Raw genomic sequence first — 12,372 nt, forward strand, 5'->3', positions numbered from 1 at the left:
TCGGCTGCTGATCGCCGTCGCCCAAGCTCGGCCGGGTCGGCTCCTCCCAGCGAAGGACGGTTCCCCATGGCACCCGGCACCCCCGGTATCCCCGGCTTCGAGCATGTGCGCCTGCCCGGCGCGGACGGTGTGCGGATCGCCGCCGCGGTCGGCGGCAGCGGCAGCCCCGTCGTGCTGCTGCACGGCTTCCCGCAGACCCACCTGATGTGGCGGCACGTCGCCCCGCGGCTCGCCGCCGACCACACGGTCATCTGCCCCGACCTGCGGGGCTACGGCGACAGCGGCAAGCCGGCCGCGACCGGCCCCGGCACGTACGCCAAGCGCGCGATGGCCGCCGACGTCGTGGCCCTCGCGGCGGCGCTCGGCCACGAGCGCTTCGCGCTCGCCGGTCACGACCGGGGCGCCCTGGTCGCCTTCCGGGCCGGGCTCGACCACCCCGAGACCGTCACCCACCTGGGCATCCTCGACATCGTGCCGACCCTGGACATGTGGGACGTCCTGCACGGGGTGTCCGCGGCGGTCGGCTACCACCTCTACCTCATGGCGCAGCCGCCGGGCCTGCCGGAGACGATGATCGCGGCGAGCGCGGACGCCTTCTTCGGTTCCTTCCTCGACGCCTGGGCCGCCGACCCGGCCGCGATGCCGCCCGAGGTGCGCGCCGTCTACCTGCGGGCGAGTGCCGCGGCCGTGCCGTCGATCGTCGCGGACTACCGGGCCTCGGCCGGTGCCGACGTCGAGCACGACCAGGCCGACCTGGACGCCGGGTCGCAGCTGGCGATGCCCGTGACGGTGATCCAGCAGGACTGGGGCGCGCAGCTCGGCTACGACGCCGCCGCCGTGTGGCGGGCGTGGGCGCCCGACCTGGACCACCGGCTGACCCGGGCCGGGCACTTCATGGCCGAGGAGGCGCCCGACGAGGTCACCGTGGCGCTCCGGGACCTGCTGGCCCGCTGAGCCGCGCCGCGGCCGGTGCGCGCAGCAGCGGGACCAGCACACTGGCGAGCAGCAGCACGGACAGGGCGGCCACGGCGGCCGGGGGGAGCGTGGCACTGGTGCCGGGGGCCCGGGTGGTGCCCATGAAGTCGAGGGCGCCCAGGCCGTTCGCGGCGCCGTACCAGAGCGGTACGTAGAGTGCCTGGAACAGCCGGTGGCTGCGGCTGCGGGTGCCCAGCGCCAGCGCGAACGACGGGACGAACGCGGTGGCCGCCAGCCAACAGGCCACGCCGGGGGAGTCGCCGTCGCGCAGCAGGACCGCCGCCGGGCCGAGCCCGGTCGCCGCGGTGAGGGTCACCCCGGCCGCCCACTCGGCCAGCACCCGGCGGTGCGGGCGGGGGGCCGCGCCGAGCAGCGCGTCGACCCGGTGCTCGGCGGCCTGGGAGCCGAGCCGCGACCACAGCAGGACGGGCCAGATCCAGGCCGCGGGGAGTACGAAGCGGGTCGCGCCGCTGCCGGTCGCCGCGAAGGCGGTCAGGGTCAGCACCGCGGCGGTGCTCCACCACCACCAGCGGGCGCCCTGCACCAGGATCCGCAGCTCGGCGGCGTACAGGCGGGGGAAGAGCAGGCCGCCGGTCCTGGCGGGGGTGAGCGGGCCCTGGACGGGGACCGTCGGGCGTGGGGCCGCGGGCTGCTCCCGCGACACCGGGCTCACGGGCGCGGCCGCCCCGCGCCGGGTGTGCGTGCGGGCCGGGTCGAAGCGGGCGAACCACAGGCCCGGCAGCAGCGCGCAGAGCACGGCGAGGGCGACGAGCGCGGCGCGGCCGAGCAGGAAGTGCGCGGTGGGCGTGAAGCCGTCCCAGGTGAAGGTGTGCAGCGGCGTGTCGGTGTAGGTGAAGCCGAGGCTGAACTCACCGTGCGCGCCGGGCGCCTGGGCGAGCAGGTCGGCCTCCATGGACCGGGTGGCCTCGTGCACGCCGATGCCGCCGAGCGGCGCGTGCGGGCCCTGCCCGGCGAAGGCGAGCGTGAGCCAGACGAAGAACCAGAGCACGTTGCCGAGCCCGCCGCGCAGCCCCGGCACCGTGTCGGCGAGCAGCGCGGCCGCCGCGACGGCGACGATCACCGGCAGCGCGACCACGGCGAAGGGCAGCAGCAGCGCCACCGGGTCGACCGTCCGCGACTTCCCGCGCAGCAGCTGCATCACCGGCGCGGTCACCGCGAGCACCCCGAGCATCGAGGCGAGCACCAGGACGTTGCCGAGCAGCTTCCCGGCGAAGTAGGCGGTGGTCCGCAGCGGTGTGGCCGCGAGCAGCCGGCCCACGCCGGACGACTCGTCGCGCGCCGGGGCGCCCCGTACGACGTAGAAGCCGCCGAGCGCCAGCCACAGCGTCCCGGCGAGCGCGGTGGCCAGGCCCACGTACGCGCTGTTGTACGTCCCGCGGTGGTCGCTGATCTGCAGGACCACCCAGTGCGCGCCGGGCGCCGGGACGGCCAGCCACCCCAGGGCGACGGCCGCCAGCAGCGTGACGGCGAACGACGGGCGTCGGATCCGGTCGCGCAGGTCGGCGAGGGCGACCCCGGCGACCGCGCCGAACCCGGCCCGCACCCCGCTCCCGGCCCGCGCACCGGCTCCCGCGCCTGCCGGTGCCACGGTGCTCATGAGGCGGCCCGCTCTTCCGGCGCCGCGACGGTCGCCAGGTAGGCGTCCTCCAGGTCCGGTTCCACGGGCACCGCGTCGGGTGCGGGCCGGTGGCCGTCCAGCAGCCGCACCCGTACGCCGCCGGGTGTGCGCACCATGCGGCTGACGGTGCGCCGGGCGCGCAGCTCCGCGAGGTCCTCCGGCCGTACCGACAGCTCCCACACCAGTCCCGCGGTGCGGCGCAGCAGCTCCTCGGGGGTCCCGCGGTAGAGGAGGCGGCCGCGCGCCACCACGGCGATGTCGCGGGCGACGGACTCGACGTCGGAGACGATGTGCGTCGACAGCAGCACGATCCGGTCGGCCGCCAGGTCGCTCAGCAGGTTGCGGAAGCGGACCCGCTCCTCGGGGTCGAGCCCCGCGGTGGGCTCGTCCACGACGAGCACCTGCGGATCGGCGAGCAGCGCCTGGGCGATGCCCACGCGGCGCAGCATGCCGCCCGAATAGCCCTTCAGCGGGCGCCTGCCCGCCTCCTCCAGGTTCACCAGCCGCAGCAGTTCGGCGGTCCGGGCGCGGGCGGTGCGCGCGGACAGGCCCTTGGCGGCGGCGAGGTAGCGCAGGAACTCGGGGGCCGACAGGTTCGGGTAGACCCCGAAGTCCTGGGGGAGGTAACCGAGCGCCGCGCGCAGCGCGTTCGGGCGGGCGACGGCGTCGGCGCCGTGCCACAGCACACGGCCGGTGCCCGGACGGGTGACGGTGGCGGCGATGCGCATCAGGGTGGACTTGCCCGCGCCGTTCGGCCCCAGCAGGCCCAGCATGCCGGGGGCCAGCCGCAGCGTGATCCCGTCGACGGCGCGTTTGCCGCCGCGGTAGGTCTTGGTGACGTCGATCAGCTCCAGCATCAGTGCTTCGCCCCCTTCAGCTTCGTGGGGCGGCCGTCGCGCAGGACGGTCACGTCGCGCGGCACCTCCACCCGGAAGCGGGCGTCGCACAGCGCGAGCCCCTTGCAGCGGGCGTCCAGGTCGAGAACGCCGCCGTGCAGCTTCCACACCAGCGTCTTCTTGCTGCCGGCCTTCGCGTCGAACCAGCGCGTGACCTCGACGTCCTCGCGGTCGGCGGCGACGAGGTCGGTCGGGACGTCGTGCGCCCGGACGTCGAGGGTGTCGCCGCTGAACGCGAACGCCGTGCTGTGCGGGGTGGCGTTCTTCGCGTCCACGGAGCAGGCGGTCAGCGAGCCGAGGACGAGCAGGACGGCGGCCGACGCACTGGCGCCGACCGGGACGAGGGGGCGCACGCGGTCCTCCGGAGGGGTCGGTGATCAGACCCCCCGAGCCTCCGCGAACGGGCACGGTCCGCGCATCTGCCGTTCGGCAGATATCGGGGTGCGGGAAGGCCGCGGGCCCGGCTCCGCGTGGAGGTCGGTCGCCGTCATACGGCCAGCAGCGCCCGTACCCGCCAGCCGTCGCCGTGCGGGCCCCAGGTCAGGGAGCCGCCGAGGGTGGTGACGCGCAAGGAGAGCTCCGCCAGGCCCGTACCGCCGCCGTGGCGCGGGGCCTTGCGGGGCGGCGCGCCACCGCCGTCGTCGGTGACCGTCACCCGCACGCCGCCCGGCGAGGCCGTACCGGTGGTGCGCGCGACCGTCACGGTGACCCGGGCCGCGCCCGTGGCGTGCCGGCGGACGTTGGTCAGGGCCTCGACGACCACCCGGTAGGCGGCGTCCTCCGCGGGGCGGGCGAGGACCCCGTCCAGGCTCGGCTCCAGGAGCAGTTCGGCCTGGGGCCCCGCTCCCGCCGCGCCGGCGAAGCGGCCGACCAGGCCGGGCAGGTCGGCGAGGCCGTGCGGCCGGGCGGGCGCCGCGCCGTCGCGCAGCGAACGGACCGTGCGGTCCATGGAGTCCAGCGCCCTTACCCCGGCCGCCTCCACGCGGGCCAGCAGCTCCGCCGTCTCCTGCGGGCCGAGGCCGCCCGCCCAGCGCGCGGACTGCACCTCGACGACGATGCCGGTCAGCTCGTGCGCGACGAAGTCGTGCAGATCCGCGGCGACCTGGAGCCGCTGGGCGTGCAGCGCGCCCGCGACGGCGCGGACCCGCCGCGCCTCGACGGCACGGAAGTACAGGCCCACACCCGCCGCGAGCCCCGCCGGGAAGAGGCCCAGCACACAGCTCGGTACGACCGCGTGCGGCGCCACGGGCGGGTCGGCCGTCAGCAGCCGCAGCGGCATCAGCACCGCGCCCAGCGCCAGCAGCGGACCCAGCACCAGGGCCGTCCGCCGCGGCGCCCGGCGTGCGGTCCGCAGCAGCAGCACGAGCAGCGCCGGGAGTTCGGCCACCGCCCACAGCACGACGTACCCCTTCGGCCCCCGGAAAGCGGCGTCGGCGGCCGGTGAGGCGAGGCACACCGCGAGGAGCGGCGCGGCGGGCACACCGGCCACCCGGCGCCAGGGCACACGCAGACACGCGGTGAAGGCGGCCAGCGCGGCGGGCACCGCCGTCACCAGGGCGACCGGGCGCCCGGCGAGAGCGGGCAGCAGCACGAGCACCGCGAGCCCTACGGCGAGGCCGAGCCGCCGCCCGCCCTCCGTCTCCCCGGAGGGGAGGTCCGCGGCGGGCGCCGCGAGGTCCGGGCCGTCCCGTTCCGTCGCGTCGTTCACCGCGCAGCTTTCTCCGACGTCCGCGGCGCGCGCCGCCGAGCCCGGGCCGTCCGTTTCCGCCGTGCCGTTCACCGGGCAGGGTCCCCCGGGGGACGGACGGGGTCGGCGAGCCCCGCGTCCCACGCCCACACCGCGATGCCGACCCGGTTGCGCACCCCGAGCTTGCGCTGGACGGCGGCGACATGGGTCTTCACCGTGCCGGCCGAGATGAACAGTTCGCGGGCGATGTCCGCGTTGGTCCTGCCGAGCGCCACGTGCCCGGCGACCTCGGCCTCCCGTTCGGTGAGCGGCTCCTCCGGCGTGGCCGGGGCGGGTCGGCCCCGGTTCGCGCCGGTCACCTCCTTCAGTAGCCGCACCGTCACCGACGGGCTGACCAGCTGGTCGCCGGCCACCGCCGCGCGCACCGCCTCCACCAGCAGCGCGGGGCCGGAGCGTTTGAGCAGGAAGCCGGAGGCGCCGTGCCGCAGCGCCGGGTACACGTACTCGTCGAGGTCGAAGGTCGTGACCACCACGACGCGCACGCCCTCCGGGCCGCCCGCGAGCCGCCGGGTCACCTCCAGCCCGTCCAGACCGGGCATCCGGACGTCCACCAGGGCGACGTCCGGCCGCAGTTCGCGGTCCAGCGCGAGCGCGGTGACACCGTCGGCGGCCTCGCCCGCGACGGTGATGTCCGGCTGGCTCTCCAGGGTCCGGCGCAGCCCGCGCCGCACCATTTCCTGGTCGTCGGCGATCAGCACACGTATGGTCATGATCGGCCCATGGTGCCATGCGGCCGGGTGGGGCGAGCGGGGCGGGCGAACCCATATGTGCGTGTTCACGCCAGTTGACACCGGCTTATCGCGATATGTGTTGTATTAACATAGCGTCATGAAACATTTGCGCCCCGCAAGTGAAACGGACGCCGCGGATGCCGAGGGGACCCGGCGCCGTCCGGGCGGCCGCACCCGGCGGATCCGCTTACAGGTGATCGAGGCGGTGCTCCTGGAACTGGTGGAGACCGGGTACGACGCCCTCACCGTGGACGCCGTCGCGGCCCGTGCCGGTGTCCACCGTACGACGGTCTACCGCCGCTGGGGGGACATCGGCGGGCTGCTCGCCGATGTCGTCGACGCCGCGGCCGGCGCCGACTGGCAGCCGGAGAACACCGGTTCACTGCGGGGCGACCTCGCCGCCCTCAACCGGCAGATCCACCTGGTCCTCACCGGCGAACCGCCGGTCACCGCGGCCCTGATCGCCGCGTCCTTCCGCTCCGAGCAGGCCTCCCGCGCCCTGCGGCGCTTCTGGGACGAGCGCTACACCCGCTTCGAGATCCTCGTGCACCGCGCCGCCGAGCGCGGCGAGATCCCCGCGCGCACCCACGCCCGGCACCTGCTGGTCGCCGCCACCGCGCCGCTCTACCACCACCTGGTGCTCCTGCGCATGCCGCCGGACCCGGGGCTGCCCGACCGCGCAGCGACGGCCGCCGCGGTGGCCGCGGCCGCGGGCGCCTTCACCGAACCGCCGCCGGACGCCCCCTGACGCGTGCGTCCCGGCCCCCGCGGGGTGCGCGGGGACCGGGACGGGGAAGGGCGCCGCGGGTCAGGAAGGCAGCGTCCAGTGCTGGTTGGAGCTGTTGAAGCAGGTCCAGATCTGCAGCCGGGTGCCGTTGGCGGAGCTGGGCCCGGTGGCGTCCAGGCACTTGCCCGAGCCGGTGTTGACCAGCTCCCCGTTGGACTGCTTCTGCCAGGACTGCGCCGCCGTTCCGTTGCAGTCGTAGAGCTGCACCTGCGTGCCGTCGGCGGTCCCCGCGGACTTCACGTCCATGCACTTGCCGAGCGCCTTGAGCGTTCCTCCGGAACCGACCGTCCACTGCTGGGCGTTCGTGCCGTTGCAGTCGTAGAGCTGGACGGCCGCGCCGTTGGTGCTGCTCGCGCCCGCGACGTCCACGCACTTGCCGCCGTAGCCGGTGATCTGCCCGGTGCCGCCGCTCGGCGGCGGGGTCGTGCTGCCGCCGCCGGTGATCTGGTTGAAGATCCGCGAGTAGGCGTAGCCGGCCGGCTTGTCGTAGTAGTCGACCTCCCAGAAGGACAGCTCCTGCACGCCGTTGGTGGCGGCGAAGCTCTCCAGCGTCTGGGCGTCGGACTGCGAGAAGTACTCGTTGTCGTCGTTCTGCCCGGCGATCGGGGTCAGGCCGAGGCGGTTGTACGCCGCCGCGGTCGAGATGCCGTAGAGGCCCGCGAGCTGGCTCGCGGTGCCGCGGGCCGCCGACAGGGCGTCGTTGAGCGCGTTCTGGCCGTCGCCGAAGTCCATCGTCATGATGTTGACGGCACTGACGTTGACGCCCTTGCTCTTGGCGTCGCTGAGCACGTTGTACTCCTGGGAGGGCAGGCCGCCGGGGTCCACCGCGAGGGTGTAGGCGACCTGGACCGCCGGGTTCTGCGCCTGGAGGGCGGCGAGCGCCTGGTTGCGGCGCTGGTTGGCGGCGGTGTCGCCGAGCGTGCCGCCCTCGATGTCGAAGTCCAGCCGGTTGACGCCGTAGGTGTTGACGATGTTGGCGTAGGCCGCCGTCAGCGAGGACACCGAGGTGCAGGTCTGGGCGAGTTCGCCGCCCTCGGCGCCGCCGGAGGAGATGATCACGTTGCCGCCCGCCGCCTGGAGCGCGCTGATCTGCGAGGCGTACGCGCCAATGCCCTCGCCGCTCGCCTCCCAGTACGGGGTGCAGCCCGAGCGCGGGATCAGGAAGGCGAGCGTGTAGTTCTTCAGGCCGGTGGCGTTCATGTCCGCCGCCATGTCGTTGGCGGTGTTGCCGTCGATCTGGAGGTAGGGGGCGGCGAAGTGGGCCGGCAGGGCGGGGCCCGCTGCCTGGGCGCTGCCCGCACCGCTGAGGACGGCGCCGGTGGCGGCGAGACCGAGTGCTGCTGCGGTGGCGATGCAGTGTTTGACGCGCATGAGGTGCTCCGTGGAAGCCGGGGGCGTGGGGGTGTTCTCGGCCGAGCAGACCGGAGTTTGCGCGTGTTGACGACACCACGTCAAGACATCTGTCAGGAAGCTTTACTGGCAGTTGGTGTCGTCACCACTCGCATCCACCGCGCCGGATGCGCTGACCTGTGCGTTCAGGTTGAGCGGTCATCAACGCCGGAGAACGGTGCGGGACGCCTTTGCCCGTACAGGAGTTGAAGTCTCGTCTCGGGGTGGGCGGGCCGTTCGCACCCGACGGGACCGCCCCGGCCGCGGGCGGCCGCGCACCCGGGAGGGCGCGCGGCGCGGGCGGCCCGGAGCGGGCGGCGGGCTGACGTGGTCGCGGCAGCGGCGGGCGCGGAAACGCCGCACCGCTGCCGTACCGCTGCCGTGCCGTGTGCGGTCAGGCCGTCCAGCGGTAGGTGGCGTACGCGTGCGCGGGCACGCTCGCGGTGAAGGACGTGCGGCCCACCCGGACCGTCACCCGCTTCGCGGTGTCGGCCGAGTTGCCGAGCACCGCGGTCCAGTGGCCGCCCGCCCGGCGGAAGACGACGTTGCTCACGCCGTTCTGCGCGGCGCTGGACTCCACCCGGGTGTCGGCCGGTGTCAGGTACTTCGCGAACTGGCCGATGCCGTACAGCTCGTCGCGGAAGCTGACGCCACCGGTGGTGGTGTCGACCGTCACCAGCCGGTCGGGCCACTTGTTCGTCGCCGCGACCTGGTCCCAGTCGACGTCGTTGTTCCGCTCGCCGGTCCAGTGCAGGGTGCCGCCGTCCTGGTCGGTGGTCTGCGCCCACAGGATGTACGAGCCCGCGTCGAGCCGCAGGTCGTCCAGGATCGTGCCGGGGTCGAGGTCGCTGGTCTCGGTGAGCTGGACGGGCTTGCCGGTCTGCTCGTAGGTGTCCTTCATGACGGAGGGGTCGCCCCAGTACGGGTGGAAGGCGACGGCGTCGGCGGCGTTCAGCACGTCCTTGCCGGACACCGTGCCGTCGGCGGAGTCCTGGAAGATCCGGTAGTAGTTCTTGGTGGCGGTGCTGTTGGGGTCGTGCCAGTCCCAGAAGTTGAAGTCGTGCACGTACAGCTGGGTGCGCAGGTCCTGGGAGCGGAAGGTGCTCTTGATCGCGAGGGCCAGTTTCTGCTGCTGCGGGACGCTGATGTCCATCGCGGGGTAGACGACGTCCATGCCGGGCTCGTTGAGGAGCGTGAGCGCGTCGATGCGGATGCCCTGCCGGGCGTAGGCCCGGACGAACGCGGCGTAGTAACGCGCGAAGACGCCGATGCAGTCGTCGCGGAGCTTGCCGACCTGGTAGTAGTCCGTGCTGCTGCCCGGCTTGAGCGCCACCTCGCCGGTGAACCGGTCGTCGGTCTTCATCCACGCCGGGGCGCTCCACGCCGAGGCGAAGAAGGTGGCGTGCGGGTTGTAGTGCTGGATCAGCTTGATGGTGTCGACGATGTGCAGGTCGATGTCGCGCTGGATGGAGAAGTGCCGCAGGCCGAAGTCCTCCTGGCCCGCGGGGACGTCGTCCTCGGACCAGAACGGCAGGTGCTCGATGACGTCGGGGCTGCCGATGGTGACCCGGAAACGGCTCAGGCCCGCGCCGGTCCTGGGGTCGACGAGCGCGCGGATCGTCTCGCGGCGCTTGGCGGGGGTGAGCTTCCACAGGTTGGAGACGCTGGTCTCGTCGAGGGAGAAGCCGATGCCGGTGTACTGCTGGCGGACGGCGTCCGGGTCGGCGACGACGGTGGCGTCCGCCGGGCCGGTGCCCCCGCGGGTGGTGCGGACCACCGGCAGCGGCTGCCAGGCGTGGTCGGCGCCGGCCGAGTACGTGCCGGTCACCGGCGAGCCCCCGCCCCCGCCGCGACCGCCGGGCTGGGCGTCGGCGGTCCCCGTGACCACCAGCAGCGTGCTGCATGCCGCGATTCCCGCGGCCAGGACGGAACGCCTCATGGTGCCTCCTCGTTCGCCGGGCCCGGCGTGGGCGGGGCCCGGGTTGCGTGCGGATGACGTGCGGCGGCGGTGCGGCGGACGGCGGTCCGGGGGCCCGGGAGCGGTGCGCACCGCGCCAAAGGCCGTGTCGCGAAGGGATGGTGACCTCGCGTCCGGTGTCCTTGGGCCGCTGCCCCGCCGCCGATGGATCAGACCAGGTGACGCATGACAAGTCAATGCCTGCGGCAAACGCGGCAGTCGCTGACGTCCTCCGGGCCCCGGTGCCGTACCGTCCGTCGCCCCGGGCACCGCCGTTGGCCAGCGGCGGGTGTCCCGTACCCGGGCGGGACGGCAGGCGCCGCGGCGCGTCAGGGGCTGCTATAGACTGCCGCGTCATGAAGCGGAGCTCTGTCCCGGTTGGGTAGGCGGCCGGGGTCGCGGGTCACCATCCGGGCCATCGCCGACGAGGCCGGTGTCTCGATCGCCACCGTCTCCCGGGTGATCAACGGGCGGGACGCGGTGGCGCCCGCCACGCAGGAGATGGTCCGGCAGGCCGCCCGGCGGCTGGGCGGGGTGGCCGTTCCCGGTGACCCCGGCACCCCGGAGGCGGCCGTGCTCCCCGTCTTCGTGTCCTGCCCGTACAAGCTCACCGACTACTTCGGCACGATCGTCACGTCCGTCATCGAGACGCTCGACCTGCACGGCCGCAAGGCGGTCGTCCAGGCGGGCGGCAGCGCGCAGGGCAGCCGCGGCTCACTGCTGGAGCTGCCCCGCCGCCCCGGCTTCGCGGGCGCCGTCCTGGTCCTGCCGCCCAGCTCCACCGAGGACCTGCGGGCCCTGCACGCCCAGCACTACCCGCTGGTGGTGATCGACCCGCGCGCCGAACTCCCGGAGGACGTCGCCTCGGTGTCGGCCGCGCACGCCGCCGGCGCCCGCCGGCTCACCGGCCACCTCACCGGGCTCGGCCACCGCCGGATCGGCTTCGTCGGCGGCCCCCGCGACTGGCTCGCCAGCCGCAACCGGCTGGTCGGGTACGCCTCCGCGCTCGCCGAGATCGGCGTCCTGCCCGACCACGAGCTGATCCGGCACGTCACCGAGCCGACCGCCGACGAGGGCCGCCGGGCCGCGCTCTCGCTGCTCGCCCACCCGCAGCCGCCCACCGCGATCGTCGCCTTCAACGACAAGACCGCCGCGGGCGCGCTGCGCGCCGCCCGGGGCCTGGGCCTGCGGGTCCCCGAGGACCTCTCGGTGACCGGCTTCGACGACAGCGAGCTGAGCGACAGCACCACCCCGACCCTCACCACCGCCCGCCAGCCGCTGGAGGAGATGGGGCGGATGGCCGTCTCCCTGCTGATGCGCCTGGTGGCCGGCCACGCCGTCGACACCCTGCACGTCGAACTCGCCACCCCCCTCGTCGTCCGCGAGTCCACGGGCCCCGTCCCGCAGCCCGCGTGAGCCGCCCGGAGGCCGGGCCCGGGGTGGAGCTGCTGCTCCGCCGCGAGGACGGCGAGCACCTGCGGGCCCTGCTGTGGCGGGCCGGGCCGGGGTGGCGGATGGTCAGCAGCGCGGTCCTCGGCGGCGGCATCGGGGAGCGGGAGTGGGTGCTCAACGCCCAGGTGGCGCACGGCTACCGGCGTACGGACCCGGACCGGCACCTGGCCCTGCTCGCTGCCGGTGCGGGGGAGCACGGGCCCGGGGTCGGGCTCATGACGGCCGCCGACGTCGGCTCGTACGGCCGGGGGCGGGACGGCGGGGTCACCGCGTTCGCCACCGCCGGGCTCGGCGTGCGCGGCTGGGCCGCGGCGCCCGCCGGGCGGGTACCGGCCCCGGTCGCGCCGGGCACGGTCAACATCCTCGTCGTCGTCCCGGCGCCGCTCACCGACGGCGCTCTGGTCAACGCGGTGGCCACCGCCACCGAGGCCAAGGTGCAGGCCCTGCTGGACGTCGGGTACGACTGCTCCGGCACCCCGACCGACGCGGTGTGCGTCGCCGCCCGCACCCCCGGCTCCGCCCCGGGCGAGCCGCACGCCTTCGCGGGACCGCGCTCGCTGTGGGGCGCCCGGCTGGCGCGCGCGGTGCACACCGCCGTGTCGGTCGCCGCGCCCGTGCCGTAAGGCCTTCCGGATAAGGCCCGGGGCGGGGTTCACCGCCCCCGTTGCGCTTCGCCGCACCGCATACCCCTGCCCGGTTCACCTGGCCGGATAGGGGTTGCCGCGCTCCGGATAGGGGTTGTCGCTCGGCGTATTCCGCAGCTAATGTCGCATTCAGTTCTTCGTCCAGTTTTCCGGCG

The 12,372-nt window shown here is 74.7% G+C and carries 11 protein-coding genes; 4 read left to right on the plus strand and 7 right to left on the minus strand.

Annotation, left to right across the window (positions count from 1 at the left end):
- Positions 1–66 precede the first annotated feature (66 nt).
- Positions 67–954: an alpha/beta fold hydrolase gene (locus ACH4PY_RS29945; RefSeq protein ID WP_398189770.1), complete on the plus strand. Its 888-nt coding sequence runs from the start codon at positions 67–69 to the stop codon at positions 952–954.
- Here the strand turns inward: ACH4PY_RS29945 and ACH4PY_RS29950 are convergent.
- From ACH4PY_RS29950 to ACH4PY_RS29970, 5 genes are all read right to left on the minus strand, one after another.
- A complete protein-coding gene (locus ACH4PY_RS29950) occupies positions 920–2,593 on the minus strand; it encodes a hypothetical protein (RefSeq protein WP_398189772.1) in 1,674 nt (557 codons plus the stop codon). The two genes, ACH4PY_RS29945 and ACH4PY_RS29950, sit on opposite strands and share 35 nt — an antisense overlap.
- Entirely contained in the window at positions 2,590–3,471 is an 882-nt protein-coding gene (locus ACH4PY_RS29955; protein ID WP_398189774.1) for an ABC transporter ATP-binding protein, read from the minus strand. Before ACH4PY_RS29955 ends, ACH4PY_RS29950 begins: the two co-directional genes overlap by 4 nt.
- Positions 3,471–3,863: a hypothetical protein gene (locus ACH4PY_RS29960; protein WP_398189776.1), complete on the minus strand. Its 393-nt coding sequence runs from the start codon at positions 3,861–3,863 to the stop codon at positions 3,471–3,473. The genes ACH4PY_RS29955 and ACH4PY_RS29960 overlap by 1 nt, the downstream gene beginning before the upstream one ends.
- Before the next feature lie 134 nt (positions 3,864–3,997).
- Positions 3,998–5,218, minus strand: coding sequence for a sensor histidine kinase (locus tag ACH4PY_RS29965; protein WP_398189779.1), 1,221 nt, complete (start codon positions 5,216–5,218; stop codon positions 3,998–4,000).
- Positions 5,219–5,286: 68 nt separating this feature from the next.
- Positions 5,287–5,967 (minus strand): response regulator, encoded by a 681-nt coding sequence (locus ACH4PY_RS29970; protein WP_398189782.1) that lies wholly within the window; start codon positions 5,965–5,967, stop codon positions 5,287–5,289.
- A 118-nt stretch (positions 5,968–6,085) separates the two neighbouring features.
- Here ACH4PY_RS29970 and ACH4PY_RS29975 point away from each other — a divergent pair, with 118 nt between their 5' ends.
- Complete coding sequence (locus tag ACH4PY_RS29975) at positions 6,086–6,736, plus strand: TetR/AcrR family transcriptional regulator (RefSeq protein ID WP_398189785.1); 651 nt, start codon at positions 6,086–6,088, stop codon at positions 6,734–6,736.
- A gap of 60 nt (positions 6,737–6,796) precedes the next feature.
- Here the strand turns inward: ACH4PY_RS29975 and ACH4PY_RS29980 are convergent, their stop codons facing one another.
- A complete protein-coding gene (locus ACH4PY_RS29980; protein WP_398189788.1) occupies positions 6,797–8,146 on the minus strand; it encodes a ricin-type beta-trefoil lectin domain protein in 1,350 nt (449 codons plus the stop codon).
- A gap of 412 nt (positions 8,147–8,558) precedes the next feature.
- Positions 8,559–10,103 carry a glycoside hydrolase family 30 beta sandwich domain-containing protein gene (locus ACH4PY_RS29985; RefSeq protein WP_398189791.1) on the minus strand — a complete coding sequence of 515 codons (1,545 nt, stop codon included), beginning with the start codon at positions 10,101–10,103 and terminating at the stop codon, positions 8,559–8,561.
- A gap of 396 nt (positions 10,104–10,499) precedes the next feature.
- On the opposite strand from ACH4PY_RS29985, the gene ACH4PY_RS29990 reads away from it, so the two are divergent.
- Positions 10,500–11,537: a LacI family DNA-binding transcriptional regulator gene (locus ACH4PY_RS29990; protein WP_398189794.1), complete on the plus strand. Its 1,038-nt coding sequence runs from the start codon at positions 10,500–10,502 to the stop codon at positions 11,535–11,537.
- Positions 11,534–12,196: an adenosylcobinamide amidohydrolase gene (locus tag ACH4PY_RS29995; protein WP_398189797.1), complete on the plus strand. Its 663-nt coding sequence runs from the start codon at positions 11,534–11,536 to the stop codon at positions 12,194–12,196. Before ACH4PY_RS29990 ends, ACH4PY_RS29995 begins: the two co-directional genes overlap by 4 nt.
- Positions 12,197–12,372: the final 176 nt, after the last annotated feature.

This window comes from Streptomyces sp. NPDC021224 (genome assembly GCF_044332905.1).
In the GTDB taxonomy this organism is placed as follows: domain Bacteria; phylum Actinomycetota; class Actinomycetes; order Streptomycetales; family Streptomycetaceae; genus Actinacidiphila.